The organism is Kitasatospora sp. NPDC058190, assembly GCF_042883685.1.
In the GTDB taxonomy this organism is placed as follows: domain Bacteria; phylum Actinomycetota; class Actinomycetes; order Streptomycetales; family Streptomycetaceae; genus Kitasatospora.
In genome coordinates, this window is sequence record NZ_JBHVVI010000010.1 from 111,953 (window position 1) to 138,568 (window position 26,616).

General features: G+C 76.5%; 2 protein-coding genes. Both read left to right on the forward strand.

Annotation, left to right across the window (positions count from 1 at the left end; translation table 11 throughout):
- Positions 1–155 precede the first annotated feature (155 nt).
- On the forward strand, positions 156–18,902 hold the full coding sequence (locus ACFVWU_RS07225) for a non-ribosomal peptide synthase/polyketide synthase (protein WP_387616702.1): 18,747 nt from the start codon (positions 156–158) through the stop codon (positions 18,900–18,902).
- Between the two features lie 13 nt (positions 18,903–18,915).
- Positions 18,916–26,616: amino acid adenylation domain-containing protein (locus ACFVWU_RS07230; RefSeq protein ID WP_387616704.1), on the forward strand; the 7,701-nt coding region annotated here is incomplete at its 3' end.

Consider the following 26,616-nt stretch of genomic DNA (forward strand, 5'->3'; position numbering starts at 1 on the left):
CTCCTCCCGTGCCGGGCTCACCCCCGGCACGCCCGCACCGCTCCTCCCGTGCCGGGCTCACCCCCGGCACGCCCGCACCGCCCCTCCCGTGCCGGGCTCACCCCCGCCCGGGTGCCCTCGTCGCATCCTCTCCCCGTCCGGAAGGATCTTCCGCCATGGCCGACCGGCCTGCCCAGCCCGTGCGCACGTCCGCCCCGTCGCGGGCCGGCGACGCCACCGCGGCGCCGTGCGACGACGCGCCCCCGTCGCCGGCGCACCGGACGCTCGACGAGCTGTTCGCCGCCCGGGTGACCCGCACCCCGAACGCCCCCGCGGTGACCGACGGGCGGCGCACCTGGACCTACCGGGACCTCGCGGACCGGGTCGACCGGCTGGCCCGCGACCTGGGACGGCGCGGCGCCGGGACGGAACGGACGGTGGCGCTGGTCCTGCCGCGCTCGATGGAACTCGTCGCCGCCGAGCTGGCCGTGGTGCGGACGGGCGCCGCCTTCCTGCCCGTGGACCCCGGCTACCCCGCCGAGCGGCGGGCGCTGATGCTCGCCGACGCCGCGCCCGCCGTGGTCCTGGACGATCCGGCCCGGGTCCGCGCGGTACTGGAGGCCGGGACCAGCGCCCCGGACACCCCGGAGGTGCTCGGCGCCGCGACCGGCGTCGACCACGCGGCCTACGTGATCTACACCTCGGGCTCCACCGGGACACCCAAGGGCGTGGTCGTCACCCACCGCGGGATCGGCGGGTTCACCGAGGCGGCCGTCGAGCGGTACGCCGTGCGTCCGGGCGACCGGGTGCTGCAGTTCTCCTCGCCCAGCTTCGACGCCTCCGTCCTGGAACTGTTCATCTCCGTCCTGGCCGGTGCCACCCTGGTGATCCCACCGGACGGCCCGTGGCTGGGTGACGAACTCGCCGCCGTGCTGGACGATCACCGCATCACCCACGCCCTCATCCCGCCGGCGGCGCTGGCCACCGTGCCCGCCGGAGCGGGCCGCCACCTGCGCACCCTGATCGTCGGAGCCGAGGCCTGCCCCGCCGACCTGGTCGACCGCTGGGCGCCCGGCCGACGCATGGTCAACTCCTACGGCCCGACCGAGGCCACCATCGTCGCCACCTGGACCGGGCCGCTGACCGCCGGCCGTGGCACCCCGACCATCGGCGACGCGCTGCCGCACGCGCGGGCGTACCTGCTGGACGACGCCATGCGCCCCCAACCTCCGGGCGTCGACGGCGAGTTGTACATCGGTGGGGAGGGCGTCGCCCGCGGCTACCTGGGCCGCCCCGGTCTGACCGCCGCCCGCTTCGTCGCCGACCCCTTCGGGCCGCCCGGGGCCCGGCTCTACCGCACCGGCGACCGGGCCCGCCGGAGAGCCGACGGGGAACTGGAGTTCCTCGGCCGACTCGACCGGCAGGTGAAGATCCGTGGCTTCCGCATCGAACCGGGGGAGGTCGAGGCCGTCCTGCGGGCGCACCCCGACGTCGACCAGGCCGTCGTCGTGGTCCGGGAGGACGAGCCGGGCCGGGAGCGGCTGGTCGGCTACGTCACGCCCGCCGACCCGGAGCACGCCCCCGACCCGGCGGCGCTGCGCGCGGCCCTGGCCGCCGCCCTGCCGGCCCACCTGGTGCCGTCCGCCGTCCTCGTCCTGGCCGCGCTGCCGCTCACCCCGCAGCACAAGATCGACCAGCGGGCGCTGCCGGCGCCCGCCCGTCCGACCACGGCCGCACCCGCCGAACCCCGCACCGAGCGCGAACGCACCCTGGCGGCCGTCTGGGTTCAGGTCCTGGGTGTCGACGCCGTCGGGGTGACGGACGACTTCTTCGACCTCGGCGGCGACTCGATCCTCGCCGCCCGCACCCTGACCCGGATCGCGGAGCGGCTGGGTGCCCGGCTCACCCTCCGGGACGTCTTCACCGCGCGCACCGTCGCCGCCCTCGCCCAGCTGCTGGACGAACAGCACGCCGCCGCGCCGCCGGAGCCGATCCCGCCCGCCCCGCGCGACTCGCCGCTGCCGCTGTCCAGCGCCCAGCGACGGCTCTGGTTCCTCGACGACCTCACCGCGGGCGGAAACGAGTACAACACCGGCGTCGCCCTGCGGCTGCACGGAACACCCGACCCCGAGGCCCTGGGCCGGGCGCTGGGCCGGCTCGCGGCCCGCCACGACTCGCTGCGCACCACCTTCGCCACCGTCGACGGAGAGCTCGTCCAGCGCGTCGCCGAGGCCGGCGCCCTGCACCTGCGCACCGCCGACCTCGGCGCTCTGCCCGCACCGGAACGCCTCGATGCGGCCGACCGCCTGCTGGCCGAGGAGCTGAGCCGCCCCTACGACCTGACGGACGGCCCGCTCGCCCGGGCGCTGCTGATCCGGCTCACCGCCGAGGAACACCTGCTGCTGCTGGGGCAGCACCACATCATCACCGACGGCTGGTCGGTGGGCGTCCTCACCCGCGAACTGGCCGCGCTCTACCGGGCGGAGGTCTCCGGTGAGGCGGACGGGCTGCCCGTGCCCGCCCTCCAGTACCCCGACTTCGCGTCCTGGGAACAGCGCCGCCGGGCCGCCGGGGGCGGACCCGCAGACGCGGCGGACCTCGCCTACTGGAACCGGTGCCTGGCGGACCTGCAGCCCCTGCAACTGCCCACCGACCGGCCCCGGCCCGCGCTGCGCACCACCGTCGGCGCGGCGCACCGCCACCACCTCCCGGCCGACCTGACGGCCCGGCTGCGACACCTGGCCGCAGGGCGCGGCACGACGGTCTTCACCCTGTTCGCCGGGGCGTCCGCGCTGCTGTTCTCGCGCTACTCCGGCCAGCGGGACGTGGTGTTCGGCACCGTGACCAACGGGCGCGACCGCCGGGAGCTGGAGGAGGTGACCGGCTTCTTCGTCAACACCGTGGTGCTGCGCGCCGACGTGGACGGGAAGGCCACCGTCGACCGGTTCGTCGAGAGCGTGCGCACGACCCTGCTGGACGCCTTCGCCCACGCCGCAGTGCCGTTCGACCGGGTGGTCGAGGAACTGGCCCCGCCCCGGGACCCCAGCCGGACCCCGCTGGTCCAGGTCCTGGTCGTCCAGCAGACCGGCACCACGCCGCCGCCCGCCGGGGGCCTGCGCTTCGAGGACCACCCGCTGCCCCGCCCGGCCGCTCGGTTCGACCTGGTGCTGGAGTTCACCCCGGAGGACGCCGGCGGCTGCGCGCTCACCGTGGAGTACAACACGGACCTGTTCGACCAGCGCACCGTGGCCCGGATGACCCGCCACCTGCACCGTCTGCTGGCGGGGATGGCCGACGGACCGCAGCGCACCCTCGCCGAACTCCCCATGCTCTCCGAGGAGGAGCAGCGCACCCTGATCGACGCCTGGAACCCGCCCGTGCGCGCCCGGTGCGACCTGCCGGACACCGTGCTGCCCGGGCTGTTCGAGGCGAGCGCGGCCCGCACGCCCGAGCGGACCGCCGTGGTCTGCGGCCCGGTGCGGCTGGACTACGCGGAGGTGAACCGACGCGCCAACCGCCTCGCGCGGCTGCTGGTCTCCCGCGGTGCGGGACCGGAGCGGCTGGTCGCGGTCTGTCTGCCCCGCTCCGCCGAACTGCCGTCGGTGCTGTGGGCGGTGCTGAAGTCGGGCGCGGCGTACCTGCCGGTGGATCCCGGCTACCCGGCCGAGCGGGTCCGCTTCATGCTGGCGGACGCCGGGCCCGCCCTGGTCCTCGCCACCCGGGAGACGGCGGCCGCGCTGCCCGAGGACTGCCCCGTCCTGCTGCTGGAGGACTGCGCCGCCGCAGGCTTCGCCGACACCGACGACATCGCCGGCCTCGCCGACTCGACGGACACCGATCCGACGGACGCCGATCCGACGGACGCCGACCGGCTGGGCCCGCTGCTGCCGGAGCACCCCGCGTACGTCATCTACACCTCGGGGTCGACCGGCCGGCCCAAGGGCGTCGTGGTCACCCACCGCAGCGTCGTTGAGCTCGCCCGCTGGGCGCTGGAGCGGTTCGGGCCCGGCGGGCTGGACGTGGTCGCCGCCACCTCGCTCAACTTCGACGTGTCGGTCTTCGAACTGCTCTGCCCGCTGCTGGCGGGCGGGACCGTCGAACTGGTCGCCGACCTGTCCGCCCTCGCCGACGAGCCGGTCCCGCGGCAGGTCGGCCTGGTCAGCGGGGTGCCCTCGGTGATCTCCCGACTGATCTCCGGAGGCGCCGCCCAGGTCGACGCCGACACCGCCGTACTGGCCGGCGAGGCCCTCTCCGCCCAGGCGCTGCGCGACCTGCGCGACGCCCTGCCCGGCAGCGCGATCGCCAACATCTACGGCCCCACCGAGGCCACCGTGTACGCCACGGCCTGGTTCGCCGGCGACCGGCTGCCGGAGCAGGCGCCGCCGATCGGCCGACCGATCGCCCGGACCCGGGCCTATGTCCTCGACTACGCGCTGCGCCCACAACCCCCGGGTGTGGTGGGCGAGTTGTACCTCGGTGGCGGCGGCCTGGCACGCGGCTACCTGGGCCGCGCCGGGCTGACCTCCGCCCGGTTCGTCGCCGACCCGTACGGCCTGCCGGGGGAGCGGATGTACCGCACCGGGGACCTGGTGCGGTGGAACGCCGACGGCGACCTGGAGTACCTCGGCCGGAGCGACCAGCAGGTCAAGGTCCGCGGCTTCCGGATCGAACTGGGCGAGGTGGAGGAGGCGTTGCGGCGTTGCGAGGGCGTCGCGGAGGCCGCCGCAACCGTCTCCGAGGGGGACGGCACCCGGCGCCTGGTCGGCTATGTGGTGCCCGTCCCGGGCGGCCGGGTGGAACCCGAGGCGGTGCGCCGCGCGCTCGGCCTGGCCCTGCCCGACTACCTGGTCCCCTCGACCGTCGTGCCGCTGCCTGCCCTGCCGCTCAACCCCAACGGCAAGCTCGACCGGGGCCGGCTTCCCGACCCGGGCCCCGCCGTGTCCGCGGTCCGCCACGTCGCCCCCCGCACCTCCACCGAGAGCACGCTCGCCGCCATCTGGGCGGAGGTGCTGCGGCTGGAACGCGTCGGCGCGGACGACAACTTCTTCGACCTCGGCGGCGACTCCATCCTCGGCATCCAGGTGGTGGCCCGGGCCCGGCAGAGCGGGCTGCCGGTGACCTCCCGGGACCTCTACCGGCACCAGACGGTCGCCGCGCTGGCCCGCTGCGCGGACGCCGCCGAACGGCCCGCCGCCCCCGCCCCGGTGGCCGCGACCGGGACCGGCGTGCTGACCCCGATCCAGCGCTGGTGGTTCGACCGGGCCGCCGGTCGCGCCGGCCACTTCAACCAGGCGCTCTCCCTCCTCCTGCGGGACGACCCGGACCCGGCGGCGCTGGAGGCCGCCCTGAACGACCTGGTCGCCCACCACGACGCCCTGCGCTCGGTCTTCACGGCCCCCGACGGCGCGGCCGGCGCCGCCGCCGACGTGCACTGGCACATCGACGACCGGGCGCCCCGGATCCGGCTGGGCCGCCACACCGGACCGGACGGCGACAGCCCGCACTTCGGCCCCTTCGAGCTGAGCGGCGGGCCGCTGCTGCGCGCCGTGCTGCACGAGCGCGGGGCCGGGCTGGCGCCGGTCCTGCACCTGGCCGTCCACCACCTGGTGGTCGACGGGGTCTCCTGGCGGGTGCTGCTGGCGGACCTCGACGCCGCCTACCGGGCCCGCCGCGACGGGCACGACGCGGCGGCGGCGCTGCCGGCGAAGTCCTCGCCGCTGCGCCAGTGGGCCGAGCGGCTCGGCGCGTTCGCCGCCGCGGGCGGCTTCGAGGACGAGACGGAGTACTGGGCGCGGGCCGTCCCGGCGCCGTCCGACGGGGACGACGGGGACGACGGGGACAACGGAGCCGACGGAGCCGAGGCGTACGAGGCCGGCCCGTTCCCGGACGAGCTGACCGGCCCCGACGGCTACGCCTCGGCCCGCTCGGTGACCGTACGCCTCAGCCCCGCCGACACCGCCGCCCTGCTGCGCACCCTGCCCGACACCTACCGCACCCAGGCCAACGACGTGCTGCTCAGCGCCCTCGGCCGGGCCCTGTGCGCGGCCGGCGGGCTGGACCGGGTCGTGGTGGACGTCGAGGGGCACGGGCGCGAGGAGCTCTTCGCCGACCTCGACGTCAGCCGCACCGTCGGCTGGTTCACCACCCGGCACCCCGTCGCGCTGGCCGTGCCCGCCGAGGCCGACTGGGACACCGTCCTCAAGCAGGTCAAGGAACAGCTGCGCGCCGTCCCCCGCCGCGGCCTCGGCTTCGACGCGCTGCGCCACCTGGGGCGCCCCGGGACGGCCCCGGACACCCCGGCCGCGCGGATCAGCTTCAACTACCTCGGCCGGATGGACGTCCAGGACGACCCGGACGACACCGCCGGGCTGTACCGCGCCACCTTCCGGGCTCTGGAACTGGACGCCGACCCGAGCGCCGGGCGCCCGCACGCCCTGGAGGTGGTCGGTCAACTCGACGGCGACGCGCTGGAGTTCACCTGGTTCTACGCCGAGGGGCGGCACCGGCGCAGCACCGTCGAGGCCTTGGCGGAACGGTTCGCCGCGGAACTGGCCGACCTCGCCCGCCACGCGGCCCGCCCGGGCGCCGCCGGACGCACCCCGTCCGACTTCCCGCTGGCCCGGCTCGACCAGGCGGCCGTGGACCGGATCACCGGGGACGACCCGGGCGCGGTGGAGGACGTCCTCCCGCTGACGCCCACCCAGTCCGGCATGCTCTTCCACGGCCTCGCCGAGGAGGACAGCGGCGCCTACTTCCAGCAGCTGGACTTCGTCCTGGACGGCGTGCCCGACCCGGGGACGCTGGCCGCCGCCTGGCAGTGGGTGAGCGACCGCGCCGCGGTGCTGCGCGCCCACGTCCGCTGGCAGGACGTCCCCGAGCCGCTGCTGGTGGTGCGGCGCCGGGCGACCGTGCCGGTGACCCGGCTGGACTGGCGCGAGGTCCCCGAGTGGGAGCACCCCGGCCGACTGGCCGACCTCCTGGACCGCGACCGGGCCCGCGGCCTCGACCTGGCGAGTGCCCCGCTCCAGCGCCTGGTGCTCATCCGCCTCTCCGACACCCGCGTGCGGGTGCTCTGGTCCTTCCACCACCTGATCCTGGACGGCTGGAGCCTCTTCCAGGTGCTGTCCGACGTCTTCGCCGTCCACGCGGCCCTGGCCCGGTCCGGGCCAGGCGCGGCGGAGGTCCCGTACGGCACCGTGCCGGACCGCCGGCCCTACCGCGACTACGTGGCCTGGCTGCGCGAACGCGACCCGGCGGAGGCGGAGGAGCACTGGCGCCGTCGCCTCGCCGGGCTGACCGAGGCGACGCCGCTGCCCTACGACCGCGAGCCGCTGCGAAGCCACCGCGCGGAGTCCACCCAGGCCGTGCCGTTCACGCTGACCGCCGACGCGACCCGGGCGCTGGAGGGACTCGCGCGGACCTCGGGCCTCACCCTGGGCACCCTGGTCCAGGGCGCGTGGGCGATCCTGCTGGGCCGTCAGGCAAACCGGGACGAGGTGGTGTTCGGCACCACCGTGTCCGGGCGCCCGCCCGAGCTGCCCGGGGTCGAGGCGATGACCGGCCTGTTCATCACCACCCTGCCCACCCGGACCGCGGTGCCCGCCGACCGGAGCCTGCTGGACTGGCTCCGGGAGCTGCAGGAGGAGCAGAGCGAGGACCGGCGGCACGGCTCCGTCCCGCTCGCCCGCCTGCGGGCCGCCACCGAACTCCCCGAGCAGACCGCCCTGTTCGACAGCATCGTGGTCGTCGAGAACTACCCGGTCGACGCCGACGCGGCCGCCGGGCACGGCCTGCGCCTGCGCGAGCTGGACGGCATCGAGACCACCAACTACCCGCTCACCCTGCTGGCCCACCCGGGGCCCGAACTGGACCTGCGCCTGTGCTACGACCCGCGGTTGTTCGACGCCGACACGGTCCGGCGGATGGCCGGGCAGCTCACGGCCCTGCTGGCCGGCATGCCCGAGGGGGCCGGGCGCCCGCCCGCGCGACTGCCGCTGCTGACCGCCGGGGAGCGCCGGCGGATCCTCGCCGACTGGAACGACACGGCCGTCGAGCGACCCGGGCGCAGCGTCACCGAGCTCTTCGCCGAGCAGGTGCGCCGCACCCCCGACGCGATCGCCCTGGAGGTCGCGGACGAGCACCTCAGCTACCGTGAACTCGACGCCCGCGCGGCCGTGTTGGCCGGACGGCTGGCCGCGCTCGGGGTCGCCGCCGAGCGCCCGGTCGGCGTGCTGATGAACCGGTCCGTCGCCCTGGTCACCACCCAGCTGGCCCTGGTCCGCACCGGTGGCGTCTACGTGCCGCTGGACGGCCGGGCGCCGCGCGAGCGGCTGCACCGCATGCTGGCCGAGGCGGGCGCGGACCTGCTGCTCACCGACGAGGAGTGGGCCCCGACGGCCGTCGAACTGCTCCCGGCGGAAGGGGTGTTGCGGGTCGACCGGCCCGATCCCGTCGAGCGGCCGCAGCCCGACCTCGCGGCGGTCCACCCCGACCACCTCCAGTACCTGATGTTCACCTCGGGCTCCACCGGCACCCCCAAGGGTGTCGCGGTGCGCCAGCGCGATGTCGCCGCGCTCGCCCAGGACCGCGCCTTCGCCGGCCACGACCGGGTGCTGGTGCACTCCCCGCACGCCTTCGACGCCGCCACCTACGAGCTCTGGGTGCCGCTGCTGCGCGGCGGCACCGCCGTCCTCGCCCCGCCGGGGGACCTGGACGCCGCCGCCGTCCGCCACGCCGTCACCGAGCGGGGCGTGCGCTGCCTGTGGTTGACCGCCGGGCTGTTCCGCCTCCTCGCCCAGGAGGACCCGGGCTGCCTGCGCGGCGCCCGCGAGGTGTGGACCGGCGGCGAGGCGGTGCCGGGCGCGGTCGTGCGCAAGGTCCTGGAGGCCTGCCCCGACCTCACCGTGGTGGACGGCTACGGCCCGACCGAGACCACCACCTTCGCCACCCGGCGGGCCTTCCGCGCCGGCGACCCGCTGCCCGCCGTGCTGCCGATCGGACGTCCGCTGGACAACACCCGGGTGTACCTGCTGGACGGTCTGCTCCAGCCGCAACCACCCGGCATCACCGGGGAGTTGTACATCGCGGGCGCCGGACTGGCCCGGGGCTACGCGGGCCGGCCCGGCGAGACCGCCGCCCGCTACCTCGCCGACCCCTTCGGGCCGCCCGGCAGCCGGATGTACCGCACCGGCGACACCGCCCGGTGGAGCGAGGACGGCGAACTGCACTTCGTGGGCCGCGCGGACGACCAGATCAAGATCCGCGGCTTCCGCGTGGAACCCGCCGAGATCGAGGCCCGGCTCACCGCCCACCCGGGCGTCGCCGAGGCCGTCGTCTCGCTGCACGAGGACGCGGGCCGCAAGCGGCTGGTCGCCCACCTGGTGCCGGCCGACGGCCCCGAGCCGCCCTCCGCCGCCGCACTGCGCGCCCACCTGGCGGCCGACCTGCCCGACTACATGCTGCCCGCGGCCTTCGTCACGGTGCCCGAACTCCCGCTGACGGCCAACGGCAAGGTGGACCGCCGGCGGCTGCCCGCCCCCGACTGGTCGGCGGCCGGGGAGCGCGCCCACCGCGACCCGGGCACCAGCACCGAACGCCTCCTCGCGGCGATCTGGGCCGAACTGCTCGGCGTGGAACGGGTCGGGGTCGACGACGACTTCTTCCTGCTCGGCGGCGACTCGATCCTCAGCATCCAGGTCGTCTCCCGCGCCCGGGCCGCCGGCCTCGCGCTCTCCCCCCGCGACCTGTTCCGCCACCCCACCGTAGCCGCGCTGGCCGCGGCCGCCGGCACCGTCGTCGCCGTGGCCGGCACCGAGCCGGTCAGCGGCGAGGTCGGCCTGACGCCCATCCAGCACTGGTTCCTCGACCCGCACCCGCCGTACGCCGGGTACTTCAACCAGTCCGTGGTCGTGGAGACGCCCGGCCCGGTCGACCCGGAGGCGCTGCGCCGTGCGCTCACGGCCCTGTGGGCCCACCACGACGCCCTGCGCTGCCGGTTCACCGCCGGGGCGGACGGGACCTGGCAGCAGCACTGCGCCCCGGCGGACGGCGCCGCCCCCGACCTGCTGGAGGTCCACGACCTCGGCGACGAGGCCGCCGTCACCGAGGCCGCCCACGCCGGGTTCGACCTGGCCGCGGGACCGCTGCTCACCGCCCGCCTGCTGGTCTCCTCCCCCGCGGCCACCGACGGCACCCGGCCCGCCCGGCTGCTGCTCGCCGTCCACCACCTGGTGGTCGACGGCGTCTCCTGGCGGGTGCTGCTGGAGGACCTGGAGACCGCCTACCGGCAGGCCGTGGAGGGCCGGCCGCTGCGGCTGCCCGCCCGCACCACCTCCGTCCGGGAGTGGACCCGCCGCCTGGCCGAGCACACCGCGGGCGGCGGCTTCGCCGACCAGCGCGCCCACTGGGCGGCCGCCGCCCGGGCCTGCGCGACCCCGCTTCCGGTGGACGGCGACGGCGGCAACACCGCCGCCGACCTGCGCAGTGTGACGGTCCGGCTGGACCGTGAGCGGACCGACGGCCTGCTGCGCGAGGTCCCCGGGGTCTACCGCACCCGGATCGACGACGTCCTGCTCACCGCCCTGGGCCGGGTGCTGGCCGACTGGACCGGGCGGCGCACCGTCGCGATCGGACTGGAGGGGCACGGCCGCGAGGACCGGCTGTTCGAGGACCTCGACCTGTCCCGTACGGTCGGCTGGTTCACCTCCCTCCACCCGGTCGCCCTGGCCGTCCCGGACGGGGACTGGGGCACCGCGCTGAAGGCCGTCAAGGAGCAGCTGCGAGCGGTGCCGGACCACGGCGTCGGGTACGGTGCGCTGCGCCACCTCGCCCGGGACGAGGGGCTGGCCGACGCGCCGGCCCCCGGCATCACCTTCAACTACCTGGGCCGCTTCGACTGGTCCGCGGACGGCGCCGCGCTGGTGCGCGCCGTCCCCGGCGGCCTCGGCGGTGCGGAGGCGCCCGGCACGGCGCGCCCGCACCTGCTGGACGTGGTCGCCCGGGTCGACGGCGACGAGCTGGAGATCAGCTGGTACTACAGCGCCGGCCGGCACCGCGAACAGACCGTCACCCAACTCGCGGACGCCGTGCTGCGCGCGCTGGAGGGAATCGTCGCTCACTGCGCCCGCCCGGACGCCGGCGGCCGCACCCCCGCGGACTTCCCGCTGGCCCGTCTGGACCAGGCGGCGGTGGACCGGATCGCCGGGGACGGCCGCGCCGTCGCGGACCTGTACCCGCTGACGCCCATGCAGGCGGGCATGCTCTTCCACAGCCTGCTCGACCCGGACGGCCGCACCTACCTCAACCAGGTCCAGCTGGTCCTGTCCGGGGTCACCGACCCGCAGGCGCTGGCCGAGGCCTGGCAGCGGACCGCAGACGCCAACCCGGTGCTGCGCACCCGGCTCACCTGGCAGGACACCGCCGAGCCACTCCAGGTCGTCCAGCCGCGGGTGACGGTCCCGGTGACCCACCACGACTGGACGGACCGGCCGGCCGACCGCGTCGAGCGGGAGACGGCCCGGCTGCTCGCCGAGGACCGGCAGGCCGGCATCGACCTGGGCACCGCCCCGCTGATGCGGCTGTCCCTGATCCGGCTGACCCCGAACCGGGTGCGGGTGCTGTGGACCTTCCACCACGTCCTGCTCGACGGGTGGAGCGCCGCCCAGGTCTTCGACGAGGTGTGCGAGCGGTACGCCGCGCTGACCACCGGGCAGCAGCCGAGGCTCACCGAACGCGCCCCCTTCGGCGACTACCTGCGCTGGCTGTCCGAACAGGATCCGGCCCGGGCCGAGCGGTACTGGCGCGACACCCTGGCGGGCTTCCCCGCCCCCACCGAACTGCCCCGGGACCGCCGCCCGGCCGAGGCCCACCGAGCCTCCTCCACCGCGTCGGTGCGGGTGAGCCTCGGCGCCGAGCTGTCGGAGCGGCTGCGGACGGCCGCCCGGCAGGCGGGCCTGACCGTCAACACCGTGCTGCAGGGCGCCTGGGCGCTGCTGCTCTCCCGCTACGGCGGCGGGGACGACGTGGTGTTCGGCACGATCGTCTCCGGCCGACCGGCCGAACTCCCGGGCGTGACCGCGATGGTGGGCCTGTTCATCAACGCCCTGCCCACCCGGGTGCGGATCGACGCCCGGCGCCCGCTGCTGGCATGGCTGCGCGAGCTGCAGGACGCCCAGTCGGAGGCCCGCCGGTACGACTTCGTCTCCCTGGCGCAGCTCCAGGCCTGGAGCGAACTGCCAGGTGGGACCGGCCTGTTCGACAGCATCGTGGTCTTCGAGAACTACCCCTTCGACGAGGGGTCGCTGACCCGGCACGGCCTGGGCGTGGCGACCGAACGCGTCCTGGAACCGACCAACTACCCGCTCAGCGTGGTGGTGGCCCCCGGCGAGGCCATCGAGGTCGACCTCGACCACGACCCGGCCCTGTTCGACGCCGGGACCGTCGAGCGGCTCGGGGCGAGCCTGCGGACCCTGCTGGCGGCGCTGGCGACCGGCCTCGACCGGTCGGCGGAGGACCTGCCGCTGCTGGAGCCGGGCCGGGGCCGTGAGCTGGTGGAACGTTTCGGCGGAGCAGTCGTCGAGGCGCCGCGGCTCACCCTGCCCGAGGCCTTCGCCCGGCAGGCCGCCCGGACGCCCGACGCCCCGGCCGTCCACTCCGTCGGGGCGCGACTGACCTACCGCGAACTCGACGAACGGTCCAACCGGCTGGCCCGGCTGCTGATCGCGGCCGGCGCGGGCCCCGAGCGGTTCGTCGCCCTCGCGCTGCCCCGCACCGCCGACCTGGCCGTGGCCCTGCTGGCCGTGCTCAAGAGCGGCGCCGCCTATCTGCCGGTGGACCCGGGCCACCCGGCCGAGCGGATCGCGTTCCTCTTCGCGGACGTCCGGCCCGACGCCGTGGTCACCGACACCGCGACCCAAGGACGGATCCCGCAGGGCCCGTTCACCCGGATCCTGCTGGACGACCCCGGGTGCGTCACCCGGCTGGCCGCCGCCCCCGGTGACGCCGTGGGCGAGCGGGAGCGGCTCGGCGCCCTGCTGCCGGAGCACCCCGCCTACGTCATCCACACCTCCGGCTCCACCGGCCGCCCCAAGGGCGTGGTGGTCGCCCACGCCTCGGTGCTCGCCCTGACCGACTGGGCGGCGGCCGAGTTCAGCGGCCGAGGACTGCACCACGTGGTCGCCGCCACCTCGCTGAACTTCGACGTGTCGGTGTTCGAGATCTTCTCGCCGCTGCTGTCCGGCGGCTGCGTGGAACTCGTCCCGGACCTCCTGGCCCTGGCCGAGCGCCCCGGACCGGGACGGGCCGGCCTGCTCAGCGCCGTGCCCTCGGCACTCGGCGGCCTGCTCGCGGAGGACGCCGTGCACCTCGGCGCGGACACGGTCGTCCTGGCCGGCGAGGCACTGCCCGCCCGGACGGTGCGCCGGCTGCGCGAAGCCGTCCCCGGCTGCCGGGTGCTGAACATCTACGGCCCCACCGAGGCCACCGTCTACGCCACCGCCTTCGCCTGCGACCCCGACCCCACGGATCCCGATCCCGACCGCGACCCGCCGATCGGCCGACCCGTCGGCGGCGCCCGGGCCTACGTCCTGGACCACCGGCTGCGCCCGGTGCCCGTCGGCGCGCCGGGGGAGCTGTACCTGGGCGGCACCGGCGTGGCGCGCGGCTACCTGGGCCGCCCCGGGCTGACCGCCGCCCGGTTCCTGCCCGACCCGTTCGGCCCCGCCGGCCGCCGGATGTACCGCACCGGCGACCTGGTGCGCTGGACGGCCGACGGTGACCTCGTCTACCTCGGCCGCGCGGACGACCAGGTCAAGGTGCGCGGGTTCCGGATCGAACTCGGCGAGGTCGAGGCCGCGCTCGCCCGCCACCCACGGGTGTCGGCGGCGGCCGCCCGGGTGGTCGAACACGACGGCCACCGGCGCCTGGTGGGCTACGCGGTGGCCCGCGACGGCGCGCTGCCGGACGCCGCCGAGTGGCGCGCCTTCCTCGGGCGCACGCTCCCCGACCACCTGGTGCCCGCACTGGTGGTGCCGCTGGAGCGGCTGCCGCTCGGCGCCACCGGCAAGCTCGACCGGCGGGCCCTGCCCGAGCCGGTGTGGGCCGCCCCGGCCGCCGCCGGCTCCCGGCCGCCCCGCACCGACGCCGAGCGCGCCCTCGCCGCGATCTGGTGCGAGACGCTCGGCGTGCCCGAGGTGAGCGCCGACGACAACTACTTCGCGCTCGGCGGCGACTCGATCCTGGGCATCCAGATCGTCTCCGCGGCCCGCCGGGCCGGCCTCGCCCTGACCCCCCGACACCTCTTCGCCCACCAGACCCTGGCCGAACTCGCCCTCGCCGCCGAGGAGTCACCGACCCCGGCGGTGGCCGCCGAACAGGGCCCGGTGGTCGGCGAGGCCCCGCTCACCCCCGTCCAGCACTGGCTGTTCGACACCCTCGGCGGTGACCCCGCCCGCCTCGCCCAGTCGGTCTCCTTCCGCCTCGACCCGGACACCGACGAGACCCTGTTGCGGGCCGCGCTGGCCGCCGTCCTGGAACAGCACGACGCGCTGCGCCTGCGGTTCGAACCGCTCGGCGACGGCCGGTGGCGCCAGCACGGCACCCCGCCCGGCGGCGCACCGGACCTGCGCACCCACCGGCTGCCCGCCGCCGGCTCGCCGCAGCGGCGCGAAGCCGTGCTGGGCGGGCTGGCCGAGCGCCTCGCCGACGGCTTCGACCTGGCCGCCGGACCGCTGCTGCGGGCCGCGCTGTGCCGCTTCGAGGGCGAGCGGCACCCGGTCCTGCTGCTGGCCGCGCACCACCTGGTGGTGGACGCGGTGTCCTGGCGGCTGATCCTGGAGGACCTGGACACCGCCCACCGCGCGCTGCGCGCCGGGCAGCGGCCCGACCTCGGCCCCAAGAGCACCTCGTTCCGGGCCTGGGCCGAGCGGCTGGCCGCGCACACGGCGGCCGGCGGCTTCGACGGGGAACGCACCCACTGGTACGACACGGACCGCGACGGCGCGACCGCCCTGCCGAGAGACCTCGACGGCGCCAACACCGCCGCCGTCGAGGAGTCGCTGACCGTCGCGCTGGACACCGAGGACACCCACCGGCTGCTGCGGGACGTCCCGGAGGCGTACCGCACCCGGGTCGACGACGCCCTGCTCTGCGCCCTGGGCCGGGTGCTGGCCCGCTGGAGCGGACGGGACCGGGTGACCGTCGCCCTGGAGAGCCACGGCCGTGAGGAACTGTTCGACGGGATCGACCTGGCCCGCACCGTCGGCTGGTTCACCGCGATGTACCCCGTGGTCCTGGACGTGCCCCGGGGCGCCGACACCGGCACCGCGCTGAAGACCGTCAAGGAGAACCTGCGCGCCGTGCCGCACGGCGGCCTGGGCTACGGCGCGCTGCGCCACCTGCGGCCGGAGCCCGAGCTGTCCGACCTGCCGCAGATCGGCTTCAACTACCTGGGCCGACAGGACTGGCACCCCGCCCCCGGCGGCCTGCTGCACTCCCCGGACGGCCCGCTCACCGGCGGCATGGACCGCGCCGCGCGGCGGCCCCACCTGCTGGACGTGCTCGGGCGGGTCAGCGCGGGGCGGCTGACCTTCACCTGGTCGTACTCCCGCGAGGTGCACCACCGCGCGACCGTCGCCCGGCTCGCCGCCGAACTGCTCGACGAGCTGCGGGAGATCGTCCGCCACTGCGCCGAACCCGGCGCGGGCGGCCGCACCCCCGCCGACTTCCCGCTGGCCCGCCTGGACCAGGCGGCGGTCGACCGGCTGGCCGGCACCGGACGGGACGTCGCGGACATCCAGCCGCTCACCCCCACCCAGACCGGCATGGTGGTGCACGGCCTCGACGAGGCCGGACACGGCCTGTACGTCGAGCAGATCACCTTCGTCCTGGACGGCGCCCGCGACCCGCGGCTGCTGGCCGCCGCCTGGCAGCACGTCGTCGACCGCACCCCCGTGCTGCGCACCGCCGTGGCCCTGAACGGCGTGCCCGTGCCGCTGCAGGTGGTCCACCGGGAGGTGACGCTCCCGTCCACCCGGCACGACTGGAGCGGGCTGACGGAGGCGGAGCGCGAGGCACGGCTGGAGCGGCTGCTCGCCGAGCAGCGGTCCCGCCCGCTGGCCCTGGACCGGGCCCCGCTGCTGCGGCTCGACCTGATCCGGCTCGGGCCGGACGCGGTGCGGGTGGTGTGGACCTTCCACCACGTCCTGCTGGACGGCTGGAGCGTCTTCCACGTCCTGTCGGACGTGCTGGCCGCCCACGCCGCGCTCACCCGCGGCGAACGGCCCGCCCTGCCGGAGCGCCGGCCCTTCGCGGACTACGTCGGCTGGCTCGCCGCCCGCGACACCGCGGCCGCCGCCGAGCACTGGCGCGGCGTGCTCGCGGACCTCGTCGCGCCCACCGCGCTGCCCTACGACCGCAGGCCCGCCCAGGGCGAGACGGCCCGCTCCGGCGAGTGGCTGTCGCACCGGCTGAGCGCGGCCGAGACGCAGCGGCTCCAGGACTTCGCCCGCCACCACCGGCTCACCCTCAACACCCTGGTGCAGGGCGCCTGGGCGCTGCTGCTCTCGCGCTGGAGCGGGGAGTCGCGGGTCTGCTTCGGCACCACCGTCTCCGGGCGCCCGGCCGAGCTGACCGGCTCGGACGGCATCATCGGCCTGTTCATCACCACCCTGCCCGCCCGGGTCGCCGTCGACGGGGCGCAGCCGTGCGCCGCCTGGCTGCGCGCCCTGCAGGAGGACCGGGCGGAGGACCGCCGGTACGACCACCTGCCGCTGGCCGAGATGCACGGATTGAGCCACGTCGCGCCCGGGACACCGCTGTTCGACAGCCTGGTGGTGCTGGAGAACTACCCGGTCGGCGATGCCACGGCCGGTGCGCACGGCCTGCTGATCCGCGGACTGGACGCCCGGGAGGCCACCAACTACCCGCTCACCGTGGTGGTTTCGCCCGGCGAGCGGCTCACCGTGGAACTCGGTCACGACCCGCGCTACCTCGACCATGCGACCGCCGGGCGGCTGGCCGCCCAACTGCTGCACACCATCACCGCGTTGGCGGGCACGGACGGCAGCACACGGCTGGACGACCTCGACATGCTGGCGCCCGGGCAGCGGGAGCGGCTGCTGCGCGGACCGGCCCGCCCGGCGCTGGACGCGCCCGCCCCGGCCACCCTGCCCGCCCTGGTCGAGGCCGCCGTGGACCGGTGGCCGGCCGCCACGGCGCTGAGCGCCCACGGCCAGGAGCTGTCCTTCGCCCGGCTGGAGGCGCACGCCAACCGGCTGGCCCACCGGCTGATCGCCCGCGGCGCCGGCCCCGGCGAGGTCGTCGCCCTGCTGCTGCCGCGCTCGGCGGACACCGTGCTCGCCCAGCTGGCGGTGGCCAAGACGGGCGCCGCCTTCCTGCCCGTCGACCCCAACTACCCCGACGAACGCGTCGAGTTGATGCTGCGCGACGCGGCACCGGCACTGACCCTGGACGCCAAGGAGGTCGCGGCGCTGCTGGCCGCCCCGCCGGACGGCGCCCCCGACCACCGCCCCACCGACACCGACCGGATCCGCCCGCTCGACCTGGACGACCCGGCCTACGTCATCTACACCTCCGGCTCCACCGGCACCCCGAAGGGCGTGGTCGTCACCCACCGCGGGCTCGCGGCGTTCGCCGCCGCCGAGGCCGAGCACTACCGGGTCGCCCCGGGGGACCGGGTGCTGGCCTTCGCCACCCCCAGCTTCGACGCCTCCGTCCTCGAACTGTGCATGGCCCTGCCGCACGGCGCCCGACTGGTGGTGCCCGAACCCGGGCCGCTGCTCGGCGCCCGACTGGCCGAGGTGCTGCGGGAGGAGCGGATCACCCACACCCTGCTGCCCCCGGCCGCCCTCGCCACCCTGCCCTCCGACACCCCCGGCACCCTGCCCGCGCTGACGACCCTGGTGGTCGGCGCCGACGCGTGCGGCGCCGAACTCGTCGCCCGCTGGGCCCCGCACCACCGCATGGTCAACTCCTACGGCCCCACCGAGGCCACCGTGGTCGCCACCTGGTCCGCCCCACTGGCACCGGACGGTGCCGCGCCGCCGATCGGCCGCCCGCTGCCCGCCACCGGCGCGTACGTCCTGGACACCCGGCTGCGGCCGGTCGCCGACGGCGTGCCGGGCGAACTGTGGTTGAGCGGACCGGCCCTGGCCCGCGGCTACCTGGGCCGGCCCGGCCTGACCGCCGCCCGCTTCACCGCCGACCCGTTCGGGCCGCCCGGCAGCCGGATGTACCGCACCGGGGACCTGGTGCGCCGGGACCGCTCCGGCGAGCTGCACTACCTGGGCCGCACCGACCACCAGCTCAAGCTGCGCGGCCACCGGATCGAGGCCGGCGAGGTCGAGGCCGTGCTGAGCCGCCACCCGGGCGTGCTGGACGCCGTGGTGAGCGTCCGGGAGGACGAGCCGGGGCTGCCCCGGCTGGTCGCCCACCTGCTGGTCGACCCCGACACGCAACCGCCGACCGTCGCCGAACTGCGCGCGCTGGCCGCCCGTTCCCTGCCCGGTCACATGGTCCCCTCGGCCTTCGCCGTCCTCGACCGCTTCCCGCTCACCGCGAGCGGCAAGACCGACCGCACCGCGCTGCCCGCGCCCCGACCGGTCGAGGAGGAGCCGGCCGAGCGGCTGGCGCCCCGCACACCCACCGAGGAGGCCGTGGCACGGATCTGGGCCGAGACCCTCCGGACGGCCGTGGGCGTGACGGACGACTTCTTCCTGCTGGGCGGCGACTCCGTGCGCGCCCTGCTGATCGCCTCCCGCGCCAACGATGCCTTCGGCGTCACGCTCACCCCCCGCGACGTCCTGGTCTCCCGCACCGTGGCCGCCCTGGCGGACCTGGTGGAGGAACAGGTGCTGAGCGAACTCGAAGACGCCGCGTTCGGCGGCCCCGACGATGACGAACGGTGAGGATCCGACGACCATGACGCCTTCGAAGCGAGACCGCGCCGCGGCCCTGCCCGCCGACCTGCGGGAAGCGCTGCGGCTCCGGCTGGCCGGACGGTCCGGCGCCGCCGAGGGGGGCATCCCGCGCGCCGACCGCAGCCTCCCGCTGCCGCCCTCCTTCGTCCAGCAGCGCCTGTGGTTCCTGGACCGGCTGCGGCCCGGCGACCCCCGCTACAACAGCGCCGTCGCCGTCCGGTTCACCGGCCCGCTGGACCGCACCGCGCTCGCCGGGGCGCTGGCCGCCGTCACGGCGCGCCACGAGGGGCTGCGGACCACCTTCGACGAGACCGACGGCCGGCCGGTCCAGACCGTACGGCCGGCCGAGCCGCCGCCGCTGCCGGTCCGGGAGAGCACCGGGCCGCAGGGCCTCGACACGCTCCTGCGCGAGGAGTACTCCCGCCCCTTCGACCTGCGGCAGGGGCCGCTGCTGCGCGCGCTGCTGGTGCGCGAGTCCGACACCTCGCACGTCCTGCAACTGACCGCGCACCACATCGTCACCGACGGCTGGTCGATGGGCGTCGTCCTGGACGAGCTGTGCACCGCCTACGACGCCCTGGCCCGGGGCGTCCGACCGGAGCTGCCCCCGGTGGCCGCCCAGTACCCGGACTTCGCGGTCTGGCAGCGCGAGCAGCTCTCCGGCGACCGACTGGAGAGACAGCTGACGTACTGGAAGGGGAAGCTGGCCGGAGCGGTGCCGCCGGAGCTGCCGCTGGACCGGCCGCGCCGCGGCGAGGAGGCCGGCCCCGGAGCCGTCCACACCTTCACGGTGCCCGCCCGGCTCACCGCCCGGCTGCGCGAACTCGCGGCCGAGCGGCACGGCACGCTCCACACCGCCCTGGTCGCCGCCACCCAGGCCCTGCTGGCCCGCTGGTCCGGCCAGGAGGACGTCACCGTCGGCTCCCTGACCCCCGGACGCTCCCGCACCGAACTGGAGCGGGCCGTCGGCTGCTTCGTCAACACCGTGGTGCTGCGCACCCGGGTGGATTCCGCCGGCTCCTTCCGCGCGCTGCTGGCGGCCGCCACCGAGACCGGCAACGACGCGCTCGCGCACGGTGACACGCCCTTCGAGCGGCTGGTCGAGGCGGTCGGCGCGCCCCGCGAGGCCGGCCGCAATCCGTTGTTCGACGTACTCGTCCTGCTGCACCCGGCGCCGTCCGCGGCCGACGCCCCGCACGGGCTGGCGCTCTCCCCGGTCGCCGTGCCCCGACAGGCCGCCACCTTCGACCTCAGCGTGGAGTTCGTCCCGGACGGCGAGGCGCTCGCCGGTGCGCTGGAGTACCGCGCCGACCTCTTCGACGCCGACACCGCACGACGGATGACCGACCAGCTGCTGCGGCTGCTGGACGGCGCCGCCGCCGAACCGGACCGCCCGATCGGCACCCTGCCGCTGCTCTCCGCGCGGGAGACCGGGCAGCTGACCCGGGAGTGGAACGCCACCGAACTGCCCGTGGCGGACACCACCTACCCCGAACTGCTGCAACGCAGGGCGGCGCTGACCCCGGACGCCCCGGCGCTGGTCGCCGGGACGGAGTGCCTCGACTACGCGACGCTCAACGCCCGCGCCAACCGGCTCGCCCACCACCTCATCGCGCTCGGCGCCGGCCCCGAACGGCTCGTCGCACTGCGCCTGCCGCGCACCGCCGACATGGTCACCGCGATGGTCGCCGTCTGGAAGGCCGGCGCCGGCTACCTGCCACTGGACCCGGCGCTGCCGGCCGAGCGGGTGCGCCAACTCCTGGACGACGCCCGCCCGGCCCTGGTCCTGGACGAGGCGGCGCTGCGCGCGCTGCCCGCCACCGGGCCGGACACCGACCCCACCGACGCCGACCGGAGCGCCCCGCTGCACCCGGCGAACACCGCGTACGTGCTCCACACCTCCGGCTCCACCGGTCGCCCCAAAGGCGTCGCCGTCCCCCACCGGGCGCTGGTGAACCTGCTGGCCGCCCACCGGGCGGGCTTCGTCGCCGACGCCGGCGGCGGACCGCTGCGCGTGGCGCTGACCGCCTCGTTCTCCTTCGACACCTCCCTGGAGGGCGTGCTGCTGATGGCCGACGGCCACCCGCTGCACCTGGTCGACGAGGCGACCCGGAGGGACCCGGCGGCCCTGGTCGAGTACGTCGTGCGGCACCGCGTCGACTTCCTCGACGTGACCCCCTCCTACCTGCGCCAACTGCTGCCCGCCGGGCTGCTCGACGATCCGCGGCACCGCCCGCGGGTGCTGATGCTCGGCGGCGAGGCGGTCGGGCCCCGGCTCTGGCGCGAACTCGCCGGGCGCCCGGACACCGCCGCCTACAACTACTACGGCCCCACCGAGTGCACGGTCGACGCGCTGGCCTGCCGCATCGACGGAGCGGACCGGCCGCTGGTGGGCCGTCCGCTGCCCAACGTCCGGGCGTACGTCCTGGACGGCCGGCTGCAGCCGGTGCCGCCCGGGGTGAGCGGCGAACTCCACCTGGCGGGCCGGCAGATCGCCCGCGGCTACCTCGGGCGACCGGGGCTGACCGCCGCCCGCTTCCTCGCCGACCCCTTCGGCCCGCCCGGCAGCCGGATGTACCGCACCGGCGACCTGGCCCGCTGGACCGCCGACGGGCGCCTGGAGTACCTCGGGCGCGCCGACGACCAGGTCAAGGTGCGCGGCCACCGGATCGAACCCGGCGAGGTCGAGGCCGCGCTGCTCGACCTGCCCGAGGTCACCGCCGCCGCCGTCGCCGCCGTGCCCGACGCGCGCGGCCACATCCGGCTGGCCTCCTACCTGGTCCTCGCCGAGGGCGCGGCCCGCCCGGCCGCCGACCTGAGGGCGGCCCTGCGGCGGGTGCTGCCCGACCACCTGGTGCCGTCCTCCTTCACCGAGCTGGACACCCTGCCGCTCACCGTCAGCGGCAAGCTGGACCGTCGCGCGCTGCCCGCCCCCGAACCCGAAACCGGCATCCGGGAAGGGGAGTTCACCGCACCGCGCACCCCCGAGGAGGAGACCCTCGCCCGCATCTGGGCCCAGGTGCTGGGCGTGCCCAGGGTCGGTGTCACGGACAACTTCTTCGAGCTCGGCGGCGACTCCATCCTGAGCATCCAGGCGGTCTCCCGCGCCCGCGCGGCCGGCCTGCGGATCGGCTCCCAGGACGTCTTCCGCCACCAGACCGTCGCCGACCTGGTCGCCGCGGTCCGCCCGGCCACCGCCGCGGCCGCCTCCCGGCCGCGGCACGGGGACGGACCGGCCCCGCTGACCCCGGTCCAGGAGTGGTTCTTCGCCGCCCACGGCCCGCAGAGCCGCTTCAGCATGTCGATGCTGCTCGACCTGCCGCAGCAGCTCGACGAACCGGCCCTGGAACGGGCCCTGCGGGCCGTCGTGGCCGCCCACCCGGCGCTGCGCACCCGGTTCACCCGGGGCGCGGACGGCTGGCGCCAGCAGCCGGTCGAGGCCCCGGGCACCGCGCCGCTGACCCGGCCCGACCCGGCGGCAGACCGGGCCGAGGCCGCCGACGCCGCCCGCGCCGCCCTCGACCCGGCCACCGGCGAACTGCTGCGCGCCGTCCTGCTGCGCGACGTCCGTCCGGGCCCGGCCGGCGAGGCCCGTCCCCAGCTCTTCCTGACGGCCCACCACCTGGCCGTGGACAGCTTCTCCTGGCGGGTGTTGCTCGCCGACCTGGAACAGGCCTACCGGCAGGCGGCGGCGGGCGCCGAACCGCGCCTGGCACCCGAGCCGACGCCGTTCACCGACTGGGCCCGCGACCTCGGCGAACTGGTCCGGGCCGGCGGGCTCGACGAGGACCTGCCGTACTGGACGGCCGAAGCGGGGGCACCGGCCGAGCCGCTGCCCGTCGACCACCCCGGAGGCACCCCGTCGGCCGGCTCCGTGCGCACCCTGCGCACCCGGCTGGACCGCGCCACCACCGAGGCGCTGCTGCGGAAGGTCCCCGAGGCCTACCGGACCCAGGTCAACGACGTACTGCTGAGCGCACTGGGCCGGGCCCTCGTCGACTGGACCGGCACCGGGGAGGTCACCGTCGCCCTGGAGGGCCACGGCCGGGAGGACCTGTTCGACGGGCTGGACCTCTCCCGGACCGTCGGCTGGTTCACCACCCAGTACCCCGTCACCCTCGTCCCGGTCGGCCCGGCCGACGGTCCGGACTGGGCCGCCACGCTCAAGCAGGTCAAGGAGCGGCTGCGGGCCGTACCGCGCCGCGGCCTGGGCTACGAGGCCCTCGCCCGCCTGGGCTCACCCGACCCGGCCGCCCGCGCCCTGCGGGACGTCCCGCTGCCGCAGGTCTGCTTCAACTACCACGGGCAGTGGACCGCCCCCGGGGCCGGGGACTTCGCCCCCGCCGGCGACACCCCCGGCCGGGACCTCGCCCCGCACGAGCCGCTGGACCACCTGCTCGACGTCTCCGCCGTGGTCGCCGACGGCGAGCTGGAACTCACCTGGCACTACAGCGAGCAGGCACACGAGACAGCCACCGTCCAGGCCCTGGCCCGGGCCACCGCCGATGCGCTGACCGCCGTCGTCGAGCACTGCGCCCGCCCCGACGCGGGCGGCCGCACCCCTTCCGACTTCCCGCTGGTCGGCCTCGACCAGGCCGCCGTGGACCGGATCGTCGGCGACGGGCGCGACGTCGAGGACCTGCTGCCGCTCACCCCGCTCCAGGAGGGCATGCTCTTCCACCGCCTGGTCGGCGGCCCGGACGACGTCTACGTGGACCAGGCCGCCCTGCTGCTGGAGGGCGTGGGCGACCCGCACGCGTTCGCCCTCGCCTGGCAGCGGGTCGCCGACCGCACGCCGGCGCTGCGCACCTCCGTGCGGTGGGAGGGCGTCCCCCGCCCGCTGCAGGTGGTGCGCCGCGGCGTCCGGCTGCCGGTGACCCACCTGGACCTGCGGGCGCTCGACCCGCGCGAGCGCGCCGACCGGCTGGCCCGGCTGCGCGCCGACGACCTCGCCCAGGGGCTGGACATCGCCACGGCGCCGCTGACCCGGCTCACCCTGGTCCGGCTGCCCGAGGCCCGCCTGCAGCTGCTGTGGACCTCCCACCACCTGATCCTGGACGGCTGGAGCCTGGCCCAGGTGCTCACCGACGTGTTCGAGGAGTACGCGGCGCTCACCACCGGGGGTGCACCGACCCCGGCCGTGCGCCGCCCGTTCGCCGACTACGTCCGCTGGCTGGCCGACCAGGACGACGAGGCCGCCCGCACGCACTGGCGGGGCGTCCTGGCCGGCTTCGCCACCGCGACCCCGCTGCCCGCCGACCGGGTGCGCCGCGGGGCCCACCGGGCCCGGTCGGCGGACACCCACACCGCGCGCCTGTCCGAGGAGGCCTCCGAGCGCCTGGCCCGCACCGCCCGGCAGGCCGGGCTGACCCTCGGCACCGTGGTCCAGGGAGCCTGGGCACTCCTGCTGTCCCGCTACAGCGGCGAGCCGGACGTCCTGTTCGGCACGACCGTCTCCGGCCGCCCCGAGGAACTGCCCGGCGTCGAGTCGATGATCGGCATGTTCATCAACACCCTGCCCACCAGGGTCCGGGTGGACGGCCGCCGCACTGCCGCCGCCTGGCTGCGGGAACTGCAGGAGGCCCAGGCCGAGGGCCGGCGCCACGCCGCGGTGTCCCTCGCCGAGCTCACCGGGTTCAGCGACGTACCGCGCGGCAGCGCGCTGTTCGACAGCATCGTCGCCTTCGAGAACTACCCCTTCGACGACGCCCGCACGGCCGGCACCGGGGTGCGCCTCGCGGAGGTCTCCTCCCGGGACGCCACCAACTACCCGCTGGTCCTGCGCGCCCACCAGGGGGAGCACCTCGGCTTCGACCTCGCCTACGACCCGGAGCTGTTCGACGCCGCGACCGTCCGCGGCCTCGCCGCGCGGCTGTGCCTGCTGCTCACCGAACTGGCCGGGGGACTGGACCGCCCGCTGCGCGCCCTGGCCTGGACCACCGCCGAGGAGCGGCACCGCCTGCTGGTCGACCGGAACGGCACCGCGCACGGCCGGCCCACCCAGACCCTGGTCGACCTCTTCGAGGCGCAGGCCGCCCGCACCCCGCACGCCGAGGCCGTCACCTGCGGAGCCGAGCACCTCGACTACGCCACCCTGGACGCCAGGGCCGGCCGGCTCGCCCACCGGCTGGCCGAACTCGGCGCCGGGCCCGAGCGGTTCGTCGCCCTCGCCCTGCCCCGGACGGCCGAGCTGGTGGTGGCCGTCCTCGCCGTCCTCAAGACCGGCGCGGCCTATCTGCCGCTCGACCCGGGCCTGCCGGCCGAACGCCGCGCCCAACTGCTGCGCGACGCCGCCCCGGTGGCCCTGGTGACGCCCTCGGCCGACACCGCCGAGGTGCCCGTCCTCGCCCTGGACGACCCGAGGGTGCGCGCCGACCTGTCCCGCCGCCCGGCCGGCCCGCCCGCCCCCGGCCACCGGCCACTGCCCGACAGCCCCGCCTACGCCATCTTCACCTCCGGCTCCACCGGCCGCCCCAAGGGCGTCGTGGTGCCCCACGCCAACGTGGTGCGGCTGTTCGAGCAGACCCGGGAGCTGTTCGGCTTCGGTGCCCAGGACGTCTGGACGCTCTTCCACTCCTACACCTTCGACTTCTCGGTATGGGAGTTGTGGGGCCCGCTGCTGCACGGCGGCCGGCTCGTCGTCGTGCCCGAGTCCACCGCCCGCTCGCCGGAGGACTTCCTGCGGCTGCTCGCCGACGAGCGGGTCACCGTGCTCAACCAGACCCCGTCCGCGTTCTACCCGCTGATCCGCGCGGACGCCGAGAACCCGTGCGAACTCGCCCTGCGCACGGTGGTCTTCGGCGGTGAGGCGCTGGACGTCACCCGGCTCGCCGACTGGTACGCCCGCCACCCGCAGGACGCGCCGCGCCTGGTCAACATGTACGGCATCACCGAGACGACCGTGCACGTCACCCACGCCCCGCTGGACCGGGCGACCGCCGCCGCCGGCGGCCCGGGCCCGATCGGCACCGGCATCCCGGACCTGCGGCTGTACGTGCTCGACGCCGACCTCGCCCCGGTGCCCCCCGGCGCGGTGGGCGAACTGTACGTCGCGGGCGAGGGCCTGGCCCGCGGCTACCTCAACCGGCCCGGGCTGACCGCCACCCGCTTCCTCGCCGACCCGTTCGGCGCCCTGGGCACCCGGATGTACCGCACCGGCGACCGGGTCCGCCGCCAGGCCGACGGCACCCTGCGCTACCTGGGCCGCGCCGACCAGCAGGTCAAGATCCGCGGCTACCGGATCGAACCCGGCGAGATCGAGGCCGCCCTGCACACCCACCCGGGCGTGGACCTCGCCACCGTCGGCGTCCACCAGGACGCCGCCGGCACCCGCCGACTGGTCGCCCACGTCGTCGCCGCCCGCGACGCGGACCGGCCCCCGACCGCCGCCGAACTCCGCGCCCACCTGGAACGGCTGCTGCCCGCCTACCTGGTACCGGCCGCCTACGTCCCGATGGCGGCCCTGCCGCTGACCCCCAACGGCAAGCTCGACCGGCGCGCGCTGCCCGTGCCCGGTCCGGACGGCTTCGCCGCCGGCCGTGCGCGCACCGCACCCCGCACCCACGCCGAGCGGCTGGTCGCCGCCGCCTGGACGGAGGTGCTGGGCACCGCCGAGGCCGGCGCCGAGGACGACTTCTTCGCCCTCGGCGGCGACTCCATCCTTGCCGTACGGGACACCGCCCGGCTCCGCGCGGCCTTCGGC